This is a genomic window from Yoonia maricola (genome assembly GCF_002797915.1).
Lineage (GTDB): Bacteria > Pseudomonadota > Alphaproteobacteria > Rhodobacterales > Rhodobacteraceae > Yoonia > Yoonia maricola.
Genome location: NZ_PGTY01000001.1, coordinates 1453020 through 1475151 on the forward strand (window position 1 = coordinate 1453020; position 22132 = coordinate 1475151).

19 protein-coding genes and 1 pseudogene are annotated in these 22132 nt (G+C 53.6%); 11 read left to right on the forward strand and 9 right to left on the reverse strand.

Annotated elements, in window-relative coordinates:
* From BC777_RS07405 to BC777_RS07440, 7 genes are all read left to right on the forward strand, one after another.
* A complete protein-coding gene (locus BC777_RS07405; RefSeq protein ID WP_211095335.1) occupies positions 1-1368 on the forward strand; it encodes an aldehyde dehydrogenase family protein in 1368 nt (455 codons plus the stop codon).
* 3 nt (positions 1369-1371) lie between these two features.
* Positions 1372-2517 carry an iron-containing alcohol dehydrogenase gene (locus BC777_RS07410; protein WP_100367450.1) on the forward strand — a complete coding sequence of 382 codons (1146 nt, stop codon included), beginning with the start codon at positions 1372-1374 and terminating at the stop codon, positions 2515-2517.
* Positions 2518-2677: 160 nt separating this feature from the next.
* Positions 2678-3739 (forward strand): extracellular solute-binding protein, encoded by a 1062-nt coding sequence (locus BC777_RS07415; protein ID WP_100367451.1) that lies wholly within the window; start codon positions 2678-2680, stop codon positions 3737-3739.
* A 64-nt stretch (positions 3740-3803) separates the two neighbouring features.
* Positions 3804-4898 (forward strand): ABC transporter ATP-binding protein, encoded by a 1095-nt coding sequence (locus tag BC777_RS07420; RefSeq protein WP_100368048.1) that lies wholly within the window; start codon positions 3804-3806, stop codon positions 4896-4898.
* A gap of 3 nt (positions 4899-4901) precedes the next feature.
* Positions 4902-5768, forward strand: coding sequence for an ABC transporter permease (locus tag BC777_RS07425; RefSeq protein WP_100367452.1), 867 nt, complete (start codon positions 4902-4904; stop codon positions 5766-5768).
* Entirely contained in the window at positions 5765-6619 is an 855-nt protein-coding gene (locus BC777_RS07430; protein ID WP_100367453.1) for an ABC transporter permease, read from the forward strand. Before BC777_RS07425 ends, BC777_RS07430 begins: the two co-directional genes overlap by 4 nt.
* Positions 6620-7216: 597 nt before the next feature.
* Positions 7217-8194: a hypothetical protein gene (locus tag BC777_RS07440; RefSeq protein WP_100367455.1), complete on the forward strand. Its 978-nt coding sequence runs from the start codon at positions 7217-7219 to the stop codon at positions 8192-8194.
* 275 nt (positions 8195-8469) lie between these two features.
* Here BC777_RS07440 and BC777_RS07445 read toward each other — a convergent pair.
* From BC777_RS07445 to BC777_RS07470, 6 genes and pseudogenes are all read right to left on the reverse strand, one after another.
* A pseudogene (locus BC777_RS07445) lies at positions 8470-8715 on the reverse strand (sugar phosphate isomerase/epimerase); the annotation flags it as partial.
* Between the two features lie 19 nt (positions 8716-8734).
* The gene (gene xylA / locus BC777_RS07450; RefSeq protein ID WP_100367456.1) at positions 8735-10030 is read right to left on the reverse strand and encodes a xylose isomerase; all 1296 of its coding nucleotides are present in this window, start codon (positions 10028-10030) and stop codon (positions 8735-8737) included.
* A complete protein-coding gene (locus BC777_RS07455) occupies positions 10027-11088 on the reverse strand; it encodes a LacI family DNA-binding transcriptional regulator (RefSeq protein ID WP_100367457.1) in 1062 nt (353 codons plus the stop codon). The genes xylA and BC777_RS07455 overlap by 4 nt, the downstream gene beginning before the upstream one ends.
* Before the next feature lie 402 nt (positions 11089-11490).
* Positions 11491-12501, reverse strand: coding sequence for a GDP-mannose 4,6-dehydratase (locus BC777_RS07460; protein ID WP_100367458.1), 1011 nt, complete (start codon positions 12499-12501; stop codon positions 11491-11493).
* 12 nt (positions 12502-12513) lie between these two features.
* The gene (locus BC777_RS07465) at positions 12514-13680 is read right to left on the reverse strand and encodes a nucleotide sugar dehydrogenase (protein WP_100367459.1); all 1167 of its coding nucleotides are present in this window, start codon (positions 13678-13680) and stop codon (positions 12514-12516) included.
* 158 nt (positions 13681-13838) lie between these two features.
* Positions 13839-14420, reverse strand: a complete 582-nt coding sequence (locus BC777_RS07470) for a type VI secretion system-associated protein TagO (RefSeq protein WP_168769099.1) — start codon at positions 14418-14420, stop codon at positions 13839-13841.
* 403 nt (positions 14421-14823) lie between these two features.
* On the opposite strand from BC777_RS07470, the gene BC777_RS07475 reads away from it, so the two are divergent.
* On the forward strand, positions 14824-15579 hold the full coding sequence (locus BC777_RS07475; protein ID WP_100367461.1) for a sugar transferase: 756 nt from the start codon (positions 14824-14826) through the stop codon (positions 15577-15579).
* Between the two features lie 49 nt (positions 15580-15628).
* Here BC777_RS07475 and BC777_RS07480 read toward each other — a convergent pair whose 3' ends face one another.
* On the reverse strand, positions 15629-15826 hold the full coding sequence (locus BC777_RS07480; protein WP_100367462.1) for a hypothetical protein: 198 nt from the start codon (positions 15824-15826) through the stop codon (positions 15629-15631).
* A 465-nt stretch (positions 15827-16291) separates the two neighbouring features.
* Between BC777_RS07480 and BC777_RS07485 the strand changes: the two genes are divergently transcribed.
* Together BC777_RS07485 and BC777_RS07490 are read left to right on the forward strand one after the other, a co-directional pair.
* A complete protein-coding gene (locus BC777_RS07485; protein ID WP_100367463.1) occupies positions 16292-17404 on the forward strand; it encodes a glycosyltransferase family 4 protein in 1113 nt (370 codons plus the stop codon).
* The gene (locus tag BC777_RS07490; protein WP_168769100.1) at positions 17385-18794 is read left to right on the forward strand and encodes a right-handed parallel beta-helix repeat-containing protein; all 1410 of its coding nucleotides are present in this window, start codon (positions 17385-17387) and stop codon (positions 18792-18794) included. The genes BC777_RS07485 and BC777_RS07490 overlap by 20 nt, the downstream gene beginning before the upstream one ends.
* 9 nt (positions 18795-18803) lie before the next feature.
* On the opposite strand, the gene BC777_RS07495 is transcribed toward BC777_RS07490, so the two are convergent.
* A complete protein-coding gene (locus BC777_RS07495) occupies positions 18804-19424 on the reverse strand; it encodes a sulfotransferase family 2 domain-containing protein (protein WP_100367465.1) in 621 nt (206 codons plus the stop codon).
* Positions 19425-19622: 198 nt separating this feature from the next.
* Here BC777_RS07495 and BC777_RS07500 point away from each other — a divergent pair, with 198 nt between their 5' ends.
* Positions 19623-20498 (forward strand): sulfotransferase family protein, encoded by an 876-nt coding sequence (locus BC777_RS07500; RefSeq protein WP_100367466.1) that lies wholly within the window; start codon positions 19623-19625, stop codon positions 20496-20498.
* Positions 20499-20500: 2 nt separating this feature from the next.
* Here BC777_RS07500 and BC777_RS07505 read toward each other — a convergent pair whose 3' ends face one another.
* Positions 20501-22021 carry a lipopolysaccharide biosynthesis protein gene (locus tag BC777_RS07505; RefSeq protein WP_168769101.1) on the reverse strand — a complete coding sequence of 507 codons (1521 nt, stop codon included), beginning with the start codon at positions 22019-22021 and terminating at the stop codon, positions 20501-20503.
* Between the last annotated feature and the right edge of the window lie 111 nt (positions 22022-22132).

The window sequence follows — 22132 nt, forward strand, 5'->3', positions numbered from 1 at the left end:
ATGATCCGTTGCATTTCTCCGATTGATGGGACTGTCTACGCAGAACGCCCCACGTTGTCTGCCGAGGATGCCAAAACTGCCGTGGCACGCACCAAGGCCGCCCAAGCGGGCTGGGCGGCACTGCCGCTACAGGATCGGATTGCCTTGGTACAGGCCGGTGTCGCCAACGTTGGCGCGATGAATGATGAGATCGTGCCGGAACTAGCCCATCAGATGGGACGGCCCATTCGATACGGTGGTGAGTTTGGTGGTTTCAATGAGCGCGCCAGCTATATGGCGAAGATTGCCAAAGATGCTTTGGCCGATATCGCGATCGAGGATAGCGACGCTTTTCGCCGCGTCATCAAACGCGTCCCGCACGGCGTCGTGCTGGTCGTGGCGCCGTGGAACTATCCCTATATGACAGCCATCAACACGGTCGCCCCGGCCCTGATTGCCGGCAATACCGTGATGCTGAAACACGCAAGCCAGACACCTTTGGTGGGCGAGCGGATGGCGCAAGCTTTTCATGCTGCGGGTGTGCCGGAAGACGTGTTTCAGAACGTGTTTCTGGATCACCAGACAACCTCAGATCTGATTGCGGCAAAGTCCTTTGGCTTTGTGAATTTCACAGGCTCTGTCGGCGGGGGCCAAGCGATAGAGCGGGCTGCGGCAGGTACATTTACAGGCGTAGGGCTGGAGTTGGGCGGCAAGGACCCCGGCTATGTTTGCGATGACGCTGATCTGGACGCGGCTGTGGATACATTGATTGACGGCGCGATGTTCAATGCAGGCCAGTGTTGCTGTGGGATTGAACGGATTTACGTGGCCGAACAGCACTTTGACGCTTTTGTCGACAAGGCGGTGGCGATTGTCAGCGAGTACAAGCTTGGCAACCCCCTGGACCCCCAAACGACGCTGGGACCAATGGCGCATAAGCGTTTTGCCGATGAGGTGCGAGCGCAAACGGCAGAGGCGATTGCGGACGGGGCCAAAGCCCATATCACAACGTTTGCGCAGGACGATGGCGGCGCTTACCTGACCCCTCAGATACTCACCAATGTGACCCATGATATGCGGGTGATGCGTGATGAAAGCTTTGGTCCGGTTGTGGGGATCATGCCTGTGAAGGATGACGCAGAGGCGGTCGGTCTGATGAACGACAGCCACTTTGGCCTGACCGCATCAGTCTGGACGGGCGATGTGGCCCGTGCCGAGGCAATTGCTGATCAGATCGAAACCGGCACGGTGTTTATGAACCGTGCTGACTATCTTGATCCGGGCCTCTGCTGGACCGGCTGCAAAGACACTGGGCGGGGCGGAGGTCTTTCGCTGATTGGATATCATAACCTGACCCGTCCAAAATCGTATCACTTGAAGAAAGCCTAAGACATGTCATTGACCGCCAATTGGTCCTACCCAACCGCTATTCGTTTCGGCGCTGGCCGCATTTCCGAGATCGCAGATGCTTGCCACGCTGCTGGTATCACAAAGCCACTGCTGATTACCGATCGCGGATTGGCAAATATGGATATCACGACAAAGACTCTGGACTTGTTGGAGGCTGCTGGCCTTGGCCGCGCGATCTTTGCCGATGTGGACCCCAACCCGAACGAGAAGAATGCAGCTGCTGGCGTTCAAGCCTACAAGGATGGTGGTCACGACGGGGTCATCGCATTTGGTGGCGGATCTGGTCTTGATTTGGGGAAACTGGTGGCATTCCTCGCGGGGCAGACACGGCCTTTGTGGGATTTTGAAGACATTGGCGATTGGTGGACGCGTGCGGATGCGGATGCCATCGCCCCGATTGTGGCTGTCCCGACGACCGCTGGGACGGGTTCTGAAGTAGGGCGGGCGTCCGTCATCACCAATTCTGAGACAGAAGAAAAGAAGATCATCTTCCACCCGAAATTTCTGCCGACAATCGTAATCTGCGACCCAGAATTGACCGTCGGCATGCCGAAATTTATCACTGCGGGCACCGGCCTTGACGCCTTCGCCCATTGTGTCGAAGCGTTCTGTTCGCCCCATTACCACCCGATGTCGCAGGGCATGGCACTGGAGGGAATGCGTCTGGTGAAAGAGTATCTGCCACGCGCCTTTGCAGACGGGACCGATCTGGAGGCGCGGGCGCACATGATGTCAGCTGCGGCAATGGGGGCGACAGCATTTCAGAAAGGACTGGGTGCGATCCATGCGCTGTCGCATCCGATTGGCGCGATGTACCACACGCATCACGGGACAACGAACGCGGTGTGTATGCCAGCGGTCTTACAGTTCAACAAACCTGCAATTGAAGACGTCATGACACAGGCGGCCAATTACCTTGGGATTGCGGGCGGCTTTGACGGGTTCTGCGCCTACGTGGACGACCTGAATGCATCACTGGGCATCCCCAAAACGCTCACCGCACTTGGCGTCACTGATCCCGATATCGACCGCATCGTTGCAGGAGCGCTGAGCGACCCCAGTACTGGCGGAAATCCTGTGGAGATGAACAAGGAAAACGCCCGAAAACTGTTGCTGGCGTGCTTATGAAGCCGAAAAAACATGACGATCCTGGCGTTGCGCAATCCAGTCAACCATGAAGCGCGTTTAGCTTATCCTACATAGACACAAGAGCGGAGGTCTGACTTAATACCGTTACAAAAACCTAATCTACAGCACGACATTAACCATCCATAGGGGGAAGAGTTTCATGAAGTTTTCACTGATTTCATCCATCGCCGTTATTGCGGCATTAACAGCACAAATGACACAGGCGGAAACGCTGCGGCTGCTGACTTGGGGCGGCTATGCACCTGACGAGGTCATCGCGATGTTCGAGGCCGAGACGGGCCACACCGTCGAAGTCACGACATCCAACAACGAAGAAATGATCGCCAAGCTGCGTGCCACCAATGGCGGCGGCTTTGATCTGGCCCAGCCAAGTCAAGACCGGATCGCCAGCGCACAGGAAGAGTTCGGGATCTACAAACCGATTGATATGTCGAAAGTGAACGCCGAGCTGTTCATTCCTTCAATGCTTTCGGCGACGGCTGGCAACACCACTTACGAAGGTGAGGTTTACGGCCTCCCACATGTTTGGGGCACCAGCGGTCTTGTTGTGAACACCGCGGTAGCAGGCAACGTGACAGACTACACAGATCTGTGCGATGCATCTGTCGCCGGTCAGGTGTCGTATCGCCTGAAGCGCCCAACGCTGATTGGATTTGCCTATTCCATGGGCCTCGACCCGTTCGCAGCTTATGACGATACCGACGCCTATCAAAGCATTCTGGATGAGGTCGAAGCCACGCTGACCGAATGTAAGCCCAACGTCAAAACCTACTGGGACGGCGGCGATGAGATCCAAAACCTGCTGCGCTCTGGTGAGGTTGTGGCGTCCATGGCATGGGATACAGGTGGTTGGCAGCTGAACGCTGATAACCCGGACATCACCTTCGTGGCACCTGAGGCCGGTGCCTTGGGCTGGATCGACACTTTCGTTCTGCCTGCCCGTGGTCGCGCAGATGATGCCGCCTACGACTGGATCAACTTTGTGATGCAGCCAGAGATCGCGGCGATGATCACCAATACGGCCGGTAACTTTACAGCGGCTGTAGATGGCGATGCCGGTGTCAGCGCAGACCTCAAAGCGCGCTATCAGGGCAGCTTTGATCAGGCCGCGATTGACAACATCAAGTGGTATCCGCCGGTGCCTGCTGGTTTGGAAGCACTGGAAGGCGCGACACTCGACCGGATCAACGCGGCGAACTAAGCTCATTTGAAACCAACATAGAGGGCACCCTATGGTGCCCTTTTTACCGTGCGAGGGTGCATATTTGTCCGTCCCCCATCCCGACCTTGTTTGCAGTGATCTGACGAAAGACTTCGACGCGTTTCGCGCCGTAGATCACGTTAGCTTTGAGGTTCCGCAAGGATCGTTCTTTTCCATCCTCGGCCCGTCTGGCTGCGGGAAGACCACCTTGTTGCGTATGATTGCCGGGTTCCAGTCACCCACAAGTGGTGATCTGCGGATTAAGGGCAAATCGATGATCGGGGTCCCGCCGAACAAGCGGCCCGTATCAATGGTGTTTCAGCATCTGGCCCTGTTTCCGACGATGAACATCGGCGACAACGTGGGCTTTGGTCTGCGCCAACGCGGTGTGGCCAAGTCAGAAATCAAAAAACGCGTGGAGGAAGTTCTGGAGCGTGTCGGCCTGCCAGGTGTGTCGCAACGGCGGATCGACCAGATATCTGGTGGGCAAAAGCAGCGCGTCGCAATCGCGCGCTGCATGGTGCTGGAACCGGATGTGCTATTGCTGGACGAACCACTGGGCGCGCTTGATCTAAAGCTGCGAGAGCATATGAAGGTTGAGTTGAAGTCGCTGCAGGCCGCTTTCAACACAACTTTTGTGTACATTACCCACGACCAATCAGAGGCCCTCGTGATGAGCGACAACATTGCCGTGATGAACCGTGGCCAGTTCGAGCAGATCGGCACCCCGCATGATGTCTATCACGCGCCAAGCACTGCGTTTGTCGCGGGCTTCGTCGGCGACGCAAATAAAATTGATGCAAAAGTCATCGCGGTAAATGGTGCGGTGCTGACACTCGCTTCCGAAGGCGGGTCAGAGATGAAAATCGACGCACCGTCCGGTGGTCTGAGCGTCGGGCAACGCGCGCAGGTGTTCTTGAGGCCGGAGGCCATCGAACTTGCGACTGGGGGCGACGGCGTAAATGTGTCTGGCGGCGTGGTGGAGTCTGTGCTGTTCAACGGCGCGAATTCCAGCGTCACAATAAAAGACCAATCCGGCAACCTGTTGAAAGTCGCCTTGCCCCAAACCGGTAACTTCGCGAACCTGCGTCAGGGCGACAGCGTATTCACGCGCTGGGATCCCAAGCAGGCCCGTTGCTATCCTGCGTCAGGGAATTGAACGATGACCTCTGACACCTCTCGCCTAGGTTTTTACCTTTTGCTTGCGCCGATCCTGTTGTGGCTCGTCGTTCTGATCATCCTTCCGCATATCGGGCTGTTCGTCGTGTCGATAAGCGAAAAGATCGGGCCGCGAGAATACGAGACCGGCTTCGGCAACTATGCGGCCTTCTTTACCGAACCGCTGTATTGGCGGACCTTTGCCCGCACCGCGATCATGTCGATCGTTGCTACTGCATTGACCCTGATCCTTGGGTTTCCCATTGCCTACTACATTGCCAAACTGACGCGTGGCCGCACCAAAACCACGCTTTTCCTGATGTGCATGATCCCGTTTTGGGTATCTGAACTGGTGCGCACGTTCGGCTGGATGATCCTGCTGCGCGAAACCGGGGTGATTTCGAACGCCTTGCAATATCTGGGCGTCGTCGATGGCCCGGTCGAGATGTTGTACAATGATGCGGCGATCATGGTGGGTCTGGTGTACACCTCGATCCTGTTCATGGTCGTACCACTGGTCACCACGCTGGATAGCCTTGACGATAGCCTGATCGAAGCAGGCTATGATCTGGGTGGGTCCAGCACGTCGATCATGCGCGAGATTGTGATCCCCCACGCAATGCCCGGTATCGTGTCTGGATGCATCGTGGTCTTCATGCTGTCACTTGGAAATTACCTGACGCCGATCCTGTTAGGCGGGAAAGACAGCCTGTGGTTTACAGGCATGATCTATACCCAATTCATCACGCGTTTTAATTGGGAGTTAGGGTCTGCATTTGGGTTCTTGCTGCTGGCGCTGTCGTCCCTTGTGGTCTTTGTAGGCCTAAAGCTGTCGCGCCAATCACTGACTGAAACGATGGGGCGCACATGATCCCCACGGTTCCTCAGCCGGCCTTCACCAAGTGGTGTTACCGTGCCTATGTCACGGCGTTCTTTATCTACTTGGCCCTGCCACTAACGGTTGTTTGTGTCTTCGCCTTTAACAACAGCGTCTTTCCGTCACTGCCGTGGGAAGGTTTCACACTCGCTTGGTTCTTTGGCACAGAAGCGCCCTTTATCGGGGTGTTCCATGAACGTGCGATCATTCGGTCCATCGGCACATCAGCTTTCGTGGCGATGTGGGTGTCTGGCCTCGCCGTGGCGGTCGGCACCTGTAACGCGTTTCTGTTTGTCCGGCACGACTTCCGCGGCAAAGGGTTGCTTTATGTGCTGATGCTGCTGCCGCTGATCATTCCAGGGGTGATCCTTGGCATTTCGATTTTGGTGTTTTCCAGTTCGGTCGCCAACACGCTGGAGGACGCGACCGGCATGTGGTTCGACGGCCTGCGCCCCGGCCTGATCCTTGTCATCCTTGGTCAGTTTTCGTTTATCACGACTTTTGCCACGCTGGTCATCTCGGCGCGGTTGCAAAAGTTTGACCCAAGTCTGGAAGAAGCCGCCCTGAACCTTGGCGCCAGCAAATGGGGCGCGATACGGCAAATCACTCTGCCGTTCCTGCTGCCAGCCATCGTGGCCTCGGCGGTTGTTTCGGTGCTCATGAGTTTCGAGAATTTCAACACCACACTCATGCTGGTGGGCTCCGACTCGCCACTCACGATCACCATGTTCGACAAGCTTAAGCAAGGCTCGACGCCAGTGTTGAACGCTGTGTCATTGTTGTTGATCATGGTATCAGCCGTACTTGGGATGATGTCGCTATTGTTCCAGAGCAGGAAGCGCTAGCGCATAAAGTGACGCGCGATTGGGATGTCAGGACAAAGGCGTGAACAATGCCGCGAGACGCGCCCGGCTTCTGCACCTCATGCGCACTGCTCTACATAGCGGGCTGGTATCGCTGCCTAAGCTCGATCAACCTAAGGTGCTGCAAGTCATACTGCCCATTTGCGCTGATGTCAGACACTGACGCCCTTGAGGGCAAGAACGGCGCGTTGTCATAGTTTCGTCCACGCAGCATTGCCGGCGGATGACACAACACAGGCGCTGATAAAGCGCATGCCATCCATCCTGGCCTTAATCCCAGGCAAAACTCCCGTAGCGGCGGCACGATTGGCTCCGCCCTGAACGGCGCGGATATCCTGCTTCCACTTCTTCCCGAGGTAATGAATATGCAGAAAGCTGGTACGATCATTCAAGAAAGATTGAAATTAGTCGTTACCTATGCGGTCGGTGCTCATTATATGTTGAAGCGTGGACAGGTCTCAGAACCAGTCGACTGTTAGCAAAATGCTGCATGGTGCACAAACGACGGTTTTGGATCGTGGCTTTCTCAGTTTTGTCATGTCGTCCTAGGAATCTGGTGAACGAGGAAACTTTTCAGAGATGCTAGAGCTCATCAGCCTGCTAGAGACCTCAGGTCAAACTGTTCGTTCTGATTTTCAACGTTGGTTTGAAGAAATCCCCGTTGCCGCAAACTGGACAGTTGCTTCAGACTACAGCGTGGGAAACAAGAATAAGAAAAGTGATGCATTTTCCTTTGTTATCATGCCGAAACATGACACCGATCAGAATATAGCATCGTGGATCGCTGCATTCGCACCGAAGGACATCAAGGGAACTCGTACTCCCTCTGAAGAGTTCCTAGATTATTATTGTTCACCGGTGACCTTTAGTTATAATTTTTTGGTTGAGAAAGACAGCAACTACCTAAGGACTGCTATTACAACAGACGCGATGAGCTCCATCGCGAAGGGTCTTCGAGAAGTGGTTGCGGATTGGAAATCCGCAGAACCGGGAAACGAACAGTATTACACCGATTTAGACGAGAAATTTCAACTGTTGGAACGCGAACTTTCCAGTAAGAATCCGTCAACGGCGTTGCTTCGGAGAGTTTTTCTGGTTGCTTCATTTGCAGCGGTTGTAATCCACCTAATTCACGAGGAAAAATCGCCACTAAGTATCCGTTGGATAAATGATCGCGACGCTATGTTTGATAGGCATGATGGGCTTGCATTCGATCTCGCTTGGTTGCTTTTTCAAATTATGAGGAGGCGCTCAGGGGGTCCTATTGACGTTCTTAGGCCGCAACTCATATTTGCTTGCCCGCTTATGGATGGCACTACGAAGCACGACGAGTTCGTAAGGTTGCCTGACTATTTGGCCGGTACTCTTGCTGACCTTCGGTTACCCAATGTGATGTTCAGTCATCCCAAATTTCCAACCATCTTCAACAAGCTCTTTGTGGATGCATTGAACAACGCGATAGTTGAGATTGTTGCACCAACTGGTCGTATTACCTCACGACGTCTAGCGTTTGGAAATCCACCTAAGGGCGCTAGTACCATGAGGTATCAAGAGTAGAGCTTGTTCAGCTTTCGATCATCATATCAGAGATCATGGTAGAACCTTCATGAGTGGTCGTTATTGGACGTCTGAGAATCTGGGCAGGACTGGTAAACATGTACCTTGGAGAAGTTACGCCGCAGCTGCAGATGATCCAGCCAAGATCTGGCTTTTGTCGGAAGTGCATAGTTAGCTGCTTCCGTATTGGCTTACTGCCAATATAAGCCTTGGCTGTAGACGAGGGAAGAACCCAAATTGGGGGCCTTTTGCAACGCTTACGCAAGCTGACCCTATAGATGGGTCGAAAGCTCGGTCACTTCGACGCCGTTTTTGCGCGCTTTGCCCTGAAACTCATCGCAATAGTCCTTGCTCTCTGCCGCCTTGGCCAAATCAATCAGGCGACCGTCCCAGCTGGGCACCTGAACGCCCTTGTAGCCGCAATCGGCGGCCTACTTGGTGATGCTGTCCCGCGAATTGAACGGGGCTTCGTCACCGGCAAACTGTGGCAGAAACAATGCGGGCCCTTGAATGGTTTTCATAGTGGTTCTCTCTGTTCGCTTAGACGAAACGGTTGACGATATTTTCCAGAATTTCCTGCCGACCTGAGCGTGGTTGCGGGTTGATGCCGTTAGCTTCGACCTGCGCGGCGATGGAGGCAAAATCACTGTTCAGCATGGCCGTGCTGTCTGAGCTATCCCAACCTGCGTAACGTTCGGCCCGCATCTCTTCCAAGGTGCCGTCTTCCAGCATCGCGGCCGCTGCCTTGAAGCCGCGCGCGCAGACGTCCATGGCACCCGCGTGGCCCGCGATCAGATCGACCGGATCGAGCGATTGGCGGCGCAACTTGGCGTCGAAATTGGTGCCGCCGGTGGTGAACCCCCCGGCCTTGAGAACTTCGTAATAGGCCAGCGCCACCTCAGGTACGTTATTGGGAAACTGGTCGGTGTCCCAACCTGATTGGTAGTCGTTGCGGTTCATGTCGATGGACCCGAAAATTCCAAGCGATGATGCAAGTGCCAACTCATGTTCAAACGAATGGCCCGCCAAAATCGCGTGGCCTTGTTCGATGTTCATCTGAACCTCACCCTCAAGACCGAATTCCTTGAGGAAACCGTAGACGGTTGCCACATCAAAATCATACTGATGCTTTGAAGGTTCTTGCGGCTTCGGCTCGACCAGAATTGCGCCCTTGAAGCCGATCTTGTGCTTATACTCGACGGCCATCTGCAGGAACCGTCCAGCCTGCTGGCGCTCGCGCTTCAGATTGGTGTTCAGCAGGGTTTCATACCCTTCGCGGCCACCCCAAAGAACATAGTTCTGTCCGCCCATCTTGTGGGTGGCATCAATGCAGTTCTTTACCGTGGCCGCGGACCAAGCGAAAATCTCGGGATCAGGGTTTGTGGCCGCACCCGACATAAAGCGGCGGTGGCTGAATAGATTGGCTGTGCCCCATAGCAGCTTGGTCTTACTGCTTTCCATCTTGTCCATCAGATAATCGACGATCTCTTCGAAGTTCCGCAGGCTTTCGGCAAAGCTGTCGCCTTCGGGGCGGATATCTGCGTCGTGCCAGCAAAAGAACGGCACATTCAGCAGATCGAACATCTCAAAGGCCACATCCGCTTTCAGCCGCGCAAGATCCATCGTATCGCCAAACCAGGGACGATCGAACGTCTGGCCCCCAAAGGGATCACCGCCGGGCCAGGCAAACGAATGCCAATAGGCGACTGCGAACCGCAGATGATCTTCCATGCGTTTGCCCGCTACGACCTCGTCCGGGTTGTAGTGACGAAAGGCCAATCCAGCGCCGTCAGGATCATAGGACAGTGGGCTGATATCTTTAAAAAAATCGGTCATGTTGTTTGGGCTTTCATCACAGTGTTGAGAGTGTCAGCGGGCAAATTGTCCCGCACATAAATCGTTGGCATCAGGTCTGGCATCGGCGGCATCGCTCTGTCGTCGATAAGTGCGCGTAAAAGGGCAAAGGCACGGTTGACTTCGACATCTGGGCGCTGGTCGATCACCAAATTAATGTGATTGTCGATAAGCGCCTGCTTTGAATGCGCCACCAATTCATGGACCACGCAAAACGGTCGCGTGCCCGAGGTTTTGCTGATGGCCTTTATCAGCCCAACATTGCCCGCACCGACGTTATAGACGGCTGTGACGGACGATCCAGCTTGCAAGGCGCCACAGGCTGCTTCGTACAAAACGGCCGGGTCGTCTTTCGTCAGGATTGGATCCAGCACAGTCAGAGCAGGAAAATCTGCTGTAATCACATCACGAAAACCTTGCAGACGTTCTGCATGATCACGCGCATCCATCGAACCAGCAAAAGTCTGGATCGCCCCCACGCGCCCTGCGTGGGCGATCCCTGTCATGCGCGCAGCGGTGCGCCCTGCGACCCTGTTATCAATGCCAATATAGGCAGACCGAAAATTAGTTGGCAAATCAGAGACAAGGCCGATGATGGCAACGCCGCGCGCGCGCAGTTCAGCAAGGGGATGTTCCAGCAATCGACTTTGCAAACCGACAATTGCGACACCATCAAAGTCCAAGTCAGCCAAATCACCAATGCTATTTTGCAGCGCCTCAACCGAAAAAGCCGACACATCTACGATCTCGACGCTGATGCTATCCGCGCTCAGGTGATTGGCCGATTGCACGATATGGTCGCGGACGCGATTAAAAAACGCATTCGAACCGGTTGGGATCAGGAACGCCAAGCGGTAGACGCGCCTGCGGGACAAATTGGCCGCAGCAACATTGCGAACGTAGCCTAATCTGGTCACAGCATCGCGCACTTTGTCGATCGACTTTTGGGCAACATTCCCGCGTTTATTGATGACGCGATCTGCAGTTGCATAGCTCACACCAGCGGCATCTGCGACATCACTTAACGTCGGACCTGACATGCACCCTCCCAGTCGCGCTTCATTTTATCGCGCGCTTTAAGGGCTAACAACTTGAACTGAAAGACGTCAATCATTTTTTGATATACGCCAATCATTTTCTACTACTGACGTGTGGTGGCTTTGTCTCCGATGACGATAGTAACAACGCGTTTTAGTCCATCAAAACCCCAACTGATTTGCTCAACGCCAATCGAGATATCTTTCTCACCGGATGCATATGGGGACTTCCTTGAGCCAGAAACGCAAGTTCCAAATCCGTCGAAAGGACGGTCTAGCCAGCAAAAGCCTTCGTGATTCGGAAGGCACGAGACGCCCGTGTAACTACAGAGGTGCCATCAGCCGGCGCAACCTATCTGTTATTCCGCCTACAAATGCATTACGCGTCGTCAGAATGGTAGGTTTTCAAGTCTCATAGTACTGCCGGTACCAGCGCACGAATTTGGCCACACCATCTTGCACCGACGTCTTTGGTGCGTACCCCGTCAAACGACTAAGCAGGTCGGCGTTCGCCCATGTTGCTGGCACGTCACCCGCTTGCATGGGCATATAGTTTCGCGTGGCAGTTTTTCCGGTCGCGGCTTCTATCGCTGCAATGAAATCGGTCAGTTGCACCATGTCATTGTTGCCAATGTTCACCACACGAAACGGCGCAACTGGGGACAGGCTGTCGCCTTTTTCAACTTGACCATCAACGGGCCGTTCTGGCACGGCATCGATCAACAGCCTGATCGCATGAACGAGGTCTTCGACATAGGTAAAGTCGCGCTTCATGTCGCCGTTGTTATAAACATCGATAGGTTCATCGGCGAGCGTCGCTTTTGTGAACTTAAACAACGCCATATCAGGGCGTCCCCAAGGCCCGTAAACCGTAAAGAAGCGAAACATCGTCACTGGCAAATCGAACAAGTGAGCATAGCTGTGCGCCATGCTTTCTGTTGACTTCTTTGTCGCAGCATAAAACGACATCTGGTGATCGGCCCGGTCCGTTTCGGTGTAAGGCATGTCTTCGTTGGCACCATAAGCAGACGACGTGGATGCAATGAGCATGTGTTTTGGCGGGAAGGCGCGGGCCGCTTCCAAAAGCTCGAACGTGCCGATGATGTTGCTTTCAAGATAAGCACGTGGGTTTTCAATGGAATAGCGCACACCGGCCTGTGCAGCGAGGTGAACCACGACATCCGGTTCTTCTTCCTTGAACAGGGACATCAGAAGACCGGGACCTTCGACCATGCCATGCACAGAGCGGTAATTGTTATGGGCCATCAGCCCTGCTTCGCGACGTTCTTTCAGGCTGACGTCATAATAATCGGACATGCAGTCCAGTCCGATTACACGCCAGCCCTCTTCCAGCAATGTGCTGCAGACAAAAGAGCCGATAAATCCGGCAGCACCAGTAACAAGAGCGGTACGCATCAGCGGATCTCCTTAATCTGCGCCAAACAAGTCGCGTGTGAAAATCTTGTGCTGGACGTCGTCCAACTCATCAGTCGCGCGGTTGGTAACGATCAAATCCGCCTCTTTTTTGAACGCATCCAGATCGCGGACAACCCGCGAGCCGAAAAAGCTATCTTCTTCCATAACGGGTTCAAAAACAATGACTTCCAGCCCTTTGGCCTTGACCCGCTTCATGATCCCCTGAATCGATGATTGTCGGAAATTATCGCTGCCTGCCTTCATCACCAGCCGGTAGATGCCAACAACCTTGGGCTGGGCTGCGATAATCCGGTCAGACAGGAAATCCTTCCGCGTCCGGTTCGCATCCACAACGGCGCGGATCAGGTTTTGGGGCACTTCTGAATAATTCGCAAGCAGCTGCTTGGTGTCCTTGGGCAAGCAATATCCGCCGTAGCCAAAGGACGGGTTGTTATAGTGGGTCCCAATCCGCGGATCGAGCCCGATACCTTCGATGATTTGCCGCGAATTCATGTTGCCCGCCATGGCGTAACTGTCCAATTCGTTAAAGAAGGCCACGCGCATCGCAAGATAGGTATTGGCGAAAAGCTTGATCGCCTCGGCCTCATCCGGGTCAGTGAACAGGATCGGCGCGGCGTCGGAAACGGCGCCTTCGACAAGAAGATCAGCAAAGCGCTCGGCAGCCGCGCCGCGGTCTCCGACGATGATACGCGAAGGATGCAGGTTGTCATAAAGTGCCCGCCCCTCGCGCAGAAATTCAGGCGAGAACATGATCCGATCAGTGTCAAGTTCAGCTCGTAATCGCGAGACAAAGCCGACCGGAATAGTCGATTTCACAACGACAAAGATAGATGGGTTCGCGGCGAGTACCGCCTTGGCCACAGCCTCGACCGAGGAGGTATCAAAGTAATGCTCCACCGGGTCATAGTCGGTTGGGGTGGCAACGATGGCATAGTCCGCATCTGCCACCGCAGCGTTCAAATCTGTTGTCGCGACCAGATCAAGATCTTTGGTCGCGAGGTAGTCTTCAAGCTCGGCATCTTCAATCGGGCTTTCGCGTCTGTTCACCATATCCACACGTTCGGTCGACAGATCGACAGCAACGACAGTGTTGTTCTGAGCCAATAGTACGGCATTCGACAGGCCGACATACCCAAGACCGATAACTATGATTTTCACGCTAATTCCTACTCTAAAAACTTGTATAAACTGCGGTTAGCAAAGCTATGCCCGCAAGATCAAGCGGGGGTCGCGCAGTTCGCACGGTGAGCGTCATACCCAGCTGCAATGTTACGGACCTCTATCCAGTGTCACAGCTCGTTAACTCTGCACCCTGATCACCATCTACACAATTCGCGCAATGAACTGGCTGCGGGTTCAATGTCTTGAATGGAAAAGCTGGCGTCCAAGGTACGTCCCGTGAATGATGTTGCACTGACAAGCAACCGCTCTGCCCCGAACAGGCCAATGATGACAGGGATGGCTTGCGCGCCTGTAAAGAGCCCCAACGCATCATTGTCCTCCGACACCACAGCCTGCAACAAAACTGGCGGTTGGTCATCCAACTTGTAAATCAATGTACCAAAGTCGCCGACATCGGACATAAAGTTTTGCCCGAACCGCACTTCGAACTGCGTTGTATTTTCGATGCAGGACAAAACCAATTCAGCTGGTTCTTCAGACCCGAACATGCCCGGCAGCGGCTGAAACGACTGCGATGACATCGAAAGCGAATTCTGACTGCCCACAGGCGGCACCAGTTCCTGAATTTGCCAAGGTCCAATCTCTTCGGTGCGCTCAATGCAGCGCACACCAACCGTTTCGGGACTACAATTGGGCAGCTCATCGCTGGCCGCTGCAGGAACGGCTGCAAGGCCAAAGCCCGCGATACAAGCACTCAACATGAGCATGGTTTTCATGAAAATCGGCCCCCAACAGTAAAACGGAGTCCACGGGCAAAACAGCATCCGCGACATCAATAATATTAAACAACTGGTTTGAACTTGCCCAGAAACCTACAGAAATCAAGCCCCTTCGCTGTCTTTCCGACCTGGGATTTATGAAACTGTGGAAAACCTCCCACCACTGTGGTGTACGCTCGATTCGTCTAGCGACCATTCAAATTGTGCCTATTTTGGCAGCAAAATGTTCGAAATGTGGCAAAAAATGTTAAGAAGTAGTGCAGATGCGGCGAAGCTATGTTAGATTGCACGCATTATGTGACGCGGATTGGCGACAATCGGCTAGTGATTGTTGTGTTCGACATTAGGTAAGTCAAAGATGTTTCACTTTGTTTTATATTTTTTTAGTTAAGAGGTTAACATGAAGATCTCAAAGCATTTATTAGGTTTGCCTGGTATTTCAGCGGGCATGTCATCAAACTTTCAGACCGTCCAGCGCCCGCATCCTTTCGATGTTGAGACGCTCGAATTCGGGTATTGCGCCGATTCGCCCTTGCCGCGGCAGGATAGTGGCTATGCGGTGCTGAGCCGAGCTTATGATATCGCGTTTGCGGTTGTCGTGATCACGCTTTTGCTGCCTTTGCTGGTCATTCTGGCGATTGCCATCAAGGCAAGTAGTAAAGGGCCTGTTTTCTTTCGTCAGCAACGCTATGGGTTGAATGGTAAGCTGTTCTCTATCTACAAATTTCGCACCATGTCCGTGGATCATTGCGACGCAAGTGGCGTGCAACAGACGGTCAAAAACGATCCTAGGGTAACATCTATTGGTCGCCTACTGCGTCGAACGAATTTTGACGAGGTGCCGCAGATATTTAACATCTTGAAGGGTGAAATGTCTGTCGTTGGGCCGCGTCCCCACGTCCCCGGCATGTTGGCTAGTGGCCAACTCTACGAGGACTTCGATCCACGCTACATGGGACGTCATGTCGTCAAACCTGGCTTGACCGGTTTGGCTCAGGTAAACGGGTATCGCGGTGAAACAACCGATGCAGGCGCAGCGCGGATGCGGTTGGAATATGATCTGGCTTATGTAAGGCGGCAATCCATGCCACTTGATATCCTGATCACTGTGCAGACTTTTTGGAAAGAATTCTTTCGCGGTTCATCAGGCTATTAGATAGTTTGGGCTAGCTACCTTTTGATATGGTAGCTCCGCCTTGGTCTGCTCAGGCTACAAGTTTGACTAACAAATAGATCAACCCGCAACTGACAAAGACGGAACCCCAAAGCATGACATTGCGCATAACCAACGTATTCACGTTGTCATGCCAGTCCTTATCGCGTTCCGCGCTTTGGCTGACGCCTGACAACGCAATGTTGCCTGCTGTGCTCTCAGCATGTGGTAGGTTACGATCTTCATACATGTATGCGGTCCAAGCGGCCCCCTTTTGTAATCGGTGCGGTAACACTTTCACTAACACTTAACAGACTTACTCAACTTATGTTTGTACTCGTATAACCTTGTTCAGCTAACAAAAAGTTAATTTGAAGATACTAGATGCGATTTATGCCGACAATGTGACAACCATTAGACAAGCGCGATGAAAGTAGCGGTCAAAATTATATCGAATGATATCAATAATTTATACGTATTGGACTAAGCAATTGCCCGCCGATCAGCAGCATTTACTATCTGATTAGTCGCAACAAGGGTCAGGCGATGGGCCTAAAAGACACAATTCTCCACCACTATAGCGGATTAGAATCTGCGCAGCATACCAGTACCATCACACCGCTCTGAACCATCAGTGATTGCGGTTTGGAACAGATTTGAAAAGATAGCCCGCGGACGTCCCATAAAATGGCACAGACATGAGAAAGGAAGTTGAATGAAGGTTTGCGTCATCGGACTACGCGGGTTGCCAGATGTGGCCGGCGGGATCGAAACACATTGCGAGAACCTGTTCGACAATCTGGCGCGTGATCGCGACGATATTGACATCGTGGTTTACGGTCGCAAGCCTTATGTCGGCAACAAGCCCTATGTGACATCAACGGGTATCACAGTCACACCCGTTTTCGCGATGCGCAATAAATACCTTGAAACGATCACCAACACCTTTGTGGCGATCCTGCATGCGCGGTTCCGCAGCAAGGCGGATTGTATTCATATCCATGCCATCGGGCCGGGGTTACTGGCCCCCCTCGCCCGGCTGCTTGGGGTGCCCGTTGTGCTCACCCATCATGGTGATGATTTTCGCCGCGCCAAATGGAACAAATTTGCCAGCGCGGTGCTGCGGTTTGGTGAAAGGCTCGGCATCAAGAATGCGAACCAGACCATTGCCGTCTCCCCCACTTTGGCAGACCGGTTGCGCGCCGACTACCCTGACCAGGCAGAGCGCATCCATTATATTCCCAACGGCGCTGACCACATCGTGGCGCGCAGCATGGCCGCAGAAGCGGACACGGTGTTGAAGGAATTTGACCTCACGGCTGGCGCCTACTTCGTCACTGTCGGCCGCCTTGTGCCAGAAAAAGGGTTTGCCGATCTAATACGCGCGCACAAGAAAGCTGATGCAGCGCTCCCATTGGTCATCGTGGGCGGTCACAGCAACTCAGATCATGATCGCGTCTTGACCGAACTTGCCCATGACGGGGTTATTATGACTGGCGGCCTGCCACAGGCTCAGGTGGCGCAGCTTTTGGCACATGCACATCTGTTCATTCTTGCATCACATCATGAAGGTCTTCCGATTGCTGCACTTGAAGCATGGGCCATGGGCGCTCCTTTGCTGTTAAGCAACATTCAACCCAACCGCGACCTTGGCTTGCCGCAGGACCATTACTTTCCTGTCGGCGCAATCGAACAATTGGCAGAAAGGTTGCACAGCGATGCCGAAACCATCACGGCAATTCCGTTGGCACCTGCGTTCAACTGGTCGTTAATTGCCAGCCAAACAGCCGAAGTATATGATCTTTTCCATGACGAACCCATATCTTAGTAAATCTGTTTCAACCCGATCAGGGCGGCAGACAACCCGCCCGTCACGGCGGCAGCTCTTGCAAGGCTTTCTTGCTTCTGTCGCACTCCCGCCCGCCTGGGGCATCGCGCAAACGACGCCCCCCGACGCACCCTTCCACTTTTTGCCCGCAGGCCAAGGTCAGCGGGACGGTAGCGATTGGGAAAATGCGGCGGCGCTGGACCAGATTACAGAGTTTGTGAGCGACGCGCAGCCCGGCCAGACGTTCTTATGTGCTGTTGACGACAACACCATGCCAGTTGGCTGGTCCGGCCCGCAAATTGAGTGGGGCTTGGCCGGTACACCCGAAGAACCGGTCACGCTCAATTTTGGCACGTTCAACGACACCGGGGAATTCGCACAACCCGGCGGGCCAGATGCGCCTGCACAATTCTTGATGTTGGGAAACGAAACAGGACCGGAGGAAAGGCCTGATGTAGGTGGCGACCCCCATGTTGTGTTCGACCGTGGCAGCTCTCATATCCGCGTTTCAGGGCCTGTCTTTGACAGGGCAGGCGGAAACGGTTTTTTCAACCTTGATGTCAGAGGGACACTGCAAGACATCGCATTTTCCGGCATTCATGCGCGCAACGTCGGTCGGGTGATCGAAACTGAAGACGGCACCGTCGTGCAGGGGCTTACTGTCACCGATTGCACAGCACTTGGCATGATCCGTGGCTTCGCCAGATTTCGTGACCTGTCCGAGGCGGAATTTCGTGACCTTGATCTGGATGCCGATTTCGTCGATGGGGGTGGCGGCATGGTCTGCCAGATCATTAGCGTCAGTAAAGGACACGATCTTTACTTCAACAATCTGCGCCTTGCCAAAGCGGTGAATATGCTGGCGGCAGAAGAACGCGGATCAACCTATATTCAGGGCGATGGGCTGGTTCTGGAAGAAGACACCCGCGATGTCAGGATCGAAAATTGTCACGCCTCTGACATGGGTGATGGGGGTTTCGATCTGAAGACTGAGAACGTCTATTTGAGGAATTGCACAACAACCCGCTGTAAATTGGGTATCAGGATCTGGAGCCATCACCCCGACAACCTGATTGAAAACTGCCGCATGACTGAACCGGTACGCCGCCCGCGTAACGACGGCTCCTGCCTATGGGTTGCGGGGAATGTGACCTTGCGCGACTGCGAAATGGCAGCCGTTGATGAGATGTCACCGATCCGCTTTGGCGAAGGCCAGGACAAATCACGCGACGGCATCGTCAAGATACAAGGCGGCACCATCACCCATGCCGAAGATGTCAGACTGGCAACTGGCTCCGCGGGCACCATTGAACTTGAAAATGTGATGGTAAACGGGGTTGAAACCAGCGGTCGCTATCACTGGAACGGATGGTGGATGCGGAGCCTATAGTTTGCGGGCTTAAATGTCGCTCCAATTGTCGGGATCATAATCGAACCGCTTGAAATCATCGGCATAAAATGCGCGGATCTGGGCGGCTGCTTCATCACTGATCGCAGTCACACTTTTCTGCGACGGGTTCTTGTGCGGCAGATCGGCCGCAAATCCGATACCCGTCATCATTGCAAGACGTTCCTGTAGCGGTTCAAGCCCATCTTCAAGACGAAAAACCTCGGTCTCAGCTATGGGGAACATATGCTGTGGGCGAAGGTGGTTTGAAAAAATGTATGGGTCTTTTTTGTAGCGGGCAAAGCTTTTTTGCAGCCAGGATTCAAAGCTTGGCTTGGGCAGCAGCTTGTTCTTCAACCGCGGACGCGTAATGCGATAGTTATATTCGCTCAGCGCCCGCGAATAGGGGTTTCGGGTCACACAAAAACTGTAGTCAAAGAAGGCGGGTGCAAACAGTTCATCCAACAGCTCTGCGTGGAAATGTTGTGGCACAAGCGGGAACATCTCGCTGCGATGCTTCATATAGAGGCTTTCGGCCGCATGTTCGGACATCCAGGACTTGATAGAGGTGCCACCTGCCTTTGGGATATGGATAAAGAGGATCAGTTTATCGCGGAAGCGAAAGGCCGGCATCTGTTACTCCTGTGGCACACAACGGGTCACGGTCTGGCTCACCATGACCTCACACATCGTTAACGAATTATGGCGCAAGGCAGAAGCAGGAATTGTGACATGCATATTAACTTTTTATGAACTTTTCTTAAAACTTTGATGACTCATCATGTGCAACATGGCATATTTCACGCATTGTAACTAGCTGGACGATTTGTTGTGAAACCAGAATATATTTTTATAGGCCCGCATAAAAGTGGCACCACTTGGATCGATAATTACCTGCGCAACAGAGGCGATGTGTACCTGCCGCAGGCGATGAAAGAGACATTCTTTTTTGATAAACAATATCACAAAGGATGGGACTGGTATTCCTCACTCTATGGAGAGCGCGCACCTCAGCATAAAATCTGTGTCGAGGTCGCACCTTCCCTGCTTGATAAACCAGAGGCAGCCAAGCGTGTGGCCGAGGATCTGCCGAACGTCACAGTGATCGGCACCCTGCGCAACCCGATTGACCGGGCTATCGCGCATTATTTTCACTACCTCAAAGGCGGCGAACCTGACTGGGGCTTTCGCAAGATGGCGGAAAATCACCCGGCGATGGTCAGCAATGGACTTTACTACAAAAACCTCAACATGTGGGTGGAGCTTTTGGGCCGTGATCAGGTCAAGCTGCTGAATTATCATGACCTGAACACAAGCCCCGATGGCTATGTGCGCAAGATCTGTGACGTGCTGGACTTGCCCTATCAGAAACCGGAAGATGACGTGCTCTTCGCCCGTATCAATGAAGATGGCGATCCTAAGTTCCGTCTTTTGGCACGCGCTGCCCGCCGCGGTGCGCGCTCACTTCGGATGAGCGGAATGCATTGGCTCGTCAACGCTGTACGCCAACCAATGGTCCGCCGCGTGGTCTATGGAAAGCCACCTGATGACACCAAGCGGGAACGTCTGCGGCATGAAGCGAGGGAATTCTACGAAGAATTCTTTGATGATTTCTCGCATCTGGATGCTGATTTCATGTTCGACACAAGCGAGTGGCGGACGCAGCCAGACACCACTGTTGCAACACAACAGGCAGCAACGGCATAGGACTATGATTTATCAGAGCGCCTGCTTCTTTTGAACAGGCGCTTGACCACCTGTTCTGACAGGACAGTACCCTCTTCCCCGAAAATACGCGGCGTTGCAAAGAAGAACCCCGCATATGTCGCCACAAAGCCTGCGACCAGTGTCACCAGCAGCAGCGCACCCCCCACCCCAACAGACAAAAGCCACGCTTTGGCAGCAAAGAGCGCGGCACCGATCATCATACCCAAGACGCTATAGTGCAGCATACGGCTAAAGCTGGCTCCGGTCCCCAGACCGATGAAATGGCGGACCAGAAGCAAACCCATCAAATGACATATGACCGTAGCAACAGACACACCGACGGCGACCCCCCAAAGGCCTAATGGCTGCCCCAGATACGACCCAACGACAACCATGGCGGCATAGCTCCATTGCCAGAGTGCGGCAATGTAGACCCGCCCTGCTGCACGCAATATTGCGCCAACGAATTGATATGCAGTGCGGAAAAACAGAACTGCCACAAGGATCTGGAAAGGCAGGATGGCAGGCCCCCATTGCGGGCCCATCAACACGAGTATGATCTCTGGTGCCGCAACGACAAGCAAGGCGGTCAGCGGGATTTGCGTCATCGCCACCAAAGACAACGCGCGGTTCAGCGCCCGTTGCAGCCGGGGCTTGTCATCTTGAATGGAAGCCAAGGTAGGAAACAGTACCTGATCCCCCATCTTTCCGACCAATTGCGCGCCCTGACGCAACAGCAGATAGGCGCGCGAATAATATCCCAGCGCCTCCGGCCCAAGCCAGCGACCAATGATAAAGTAATCAGCATTCTGCGCCAGATAATTGCCGATTTGTGTCAGCGTAATACCAAACCCAAACTCGATCATTGAGGTAAAGCTGGACCAGCGAAATCCGATGGCCAGATCGTCACGCGCTGAATACAGGTAAAAACATGTAATCAATGTTTGTTGCACCAACTGCCCCAAAACCAATGACCATGCGCCGAACCCAAGGACCGACAGGGTCACAGCAACCGCCGCATAGCCGAATAGATAGCTAAAAACCCGCATCAAAGCGATTTCACGAAACCGCAAGGCGCGCTGCATCAGCGCCTCACTGACCATACCAGCGCCTTTGATGATAAACAGCAAAGCAAAGGTTTGAATGAACGGCGTTAAGTCGGGCATGCGGTACAAGCGCGCGATCAGTTCGGATAAGCCAAAGACCAGCGCTGCCATCAAAACGCCCATCATCAACGTCGTGGTCATGCCGGTTGCGATATGATCACGGGTCAATATCTTGGCCTGAATAATAGAAGGCGCGACGCCGATGCGCCCTGCAACTTCGGCCAAGGCCACAACCGTGAGGGCCGCGCCAACAAGACCAAATTCCACCGGCATCAACAGGCGTGCAAGCACCAGAAGAACGACGATCTTCAAGATCGACTCGGCACCGCCGCCGCCAAACATCCAAAGGAAATGGCCTATTGTACTGCCGGTCAGAGGCTTCGACGGGCCCTCTGGCTTATCCTTCGGGGCTGTCATTGCCATACCTTACGCGCAATCGGCTTAAAAAATGGGCGCTCTAATAGAACCATGCGCTAATCAGCCACACTACTGCAAAAAAAGTGCTTGAAAACAAAAGCATTATCAGAA

Bases quoted from the DNA above. Each gene is read 5' to 3' on its own strand.
- BC777_RS07490 (WP_168769100.1), top strand. From the start codon at position 17,385: ATGACGAACCCATATCTTAGTAAATCTGTTTCAACCCGATCAGGGCGG.
- xylA (WP_100367456.1), bottom strand. From the start codon at position 10,030: ATGACCGATTTTTTTAAAGATATCAGCCCACTGTCCTATGATCCTGAC.
- BC777_RS07460 (WP_100367458.1), bottom strand. From the start codon at position 12,501: ATGCGTACCGCTCTTGTTACTGGTGCTGCCGGATTTATCGGCTCTTTT.
- BC777_RS07410 (WP_100367450.1), top strand. From the start codon at position 1,372: ATGTCATTGACCGCCAATTGGTCCTACCCAACCGCTATTCGTTTCGGC.
- BC777_RS07425 (WP_100367452.1), top strand. From the start codon at position 4,902: ATGACCTCTGACACCTCTCGCCTAGGTTTTTACCTTTTGCTTGCGCCG.
- BC777_RS07495 (WP_100367465.1), bottom strand. From the start codon at position 19,424: ATGCCGGCCTTTCGCTTCCGCGATAAACTGATCCTCTTTATCCATATC.
- BC777_RS07440 (WP_100367455.1), top strand. From the start codon at position 7,217: ATGCTAGAGCTCATCAGCCTGCTAGAGACCTCAGGTCAAACTGTTCGT.
- BC777_RS07505 (WP_168769101.1), bottom strand. From the start codon at position 22,021: ATGACAGCCCCGAAGGATAAGCCAGAGGGCCCGTCGAAGCCTCTGACC.
- BC777_RS07430 (WP_100367453.1), top strand. From the start codon at position 5,765: ATGATCCCCACGGTTCCTCAGCCGGCCTTCACCAAGTGGTGTTACCGT.
- BC777_RS07470 (WP_168769099.1), bottom strand. From the start codon at position 14,420: ATGAAAACCATGCTCATGTTGAGTGCTTGTATCGCGGGCTTTGGCCTT.
- BC777_RS07415 (WP_100367451.1), top strand. From the start codon at position 2,678: ATGAAGTTTTCACTGATTTCATCCATCGCCGTTATTGCGGCATTAACA.
- BC777_RS07455 (WP_100367457.1), bottom strand. From the start codon at position 11,088: ATGTCAGGTCCGACGTTAAGTGATGTCGCAGATGCCGCTGGTGTGAGC.
- BC777_RS07485 (WP_100367463.1), top strand. From the start codon at position 16,292: ATGAAGGTTTGCGTCATCGGACTACGCGGGTTGCCAGATGTGGCCGGC.
- BC777_RS07475 (WP_100367461.1), top strand. From the start codon at position 14,824: ATGAAGATCTCAAAGCATTTATTAGGTTTGCCTGGTATTTCAGCGGGC.
- BC777_RS07405 (WP_211095335.1), top strand. From the start codon at position 1: ATGATCCGTTGCATTTCTCCGATTGATGGGACTGTCTACGCAGAACGC.
- BC777_RS07480 (WP_100367462.1), bottom strand. From the start codon at position 15,826: ATGTATGAAGATCGTAACCTACCACATGCTGAGAGCACAGCAGGCAAC.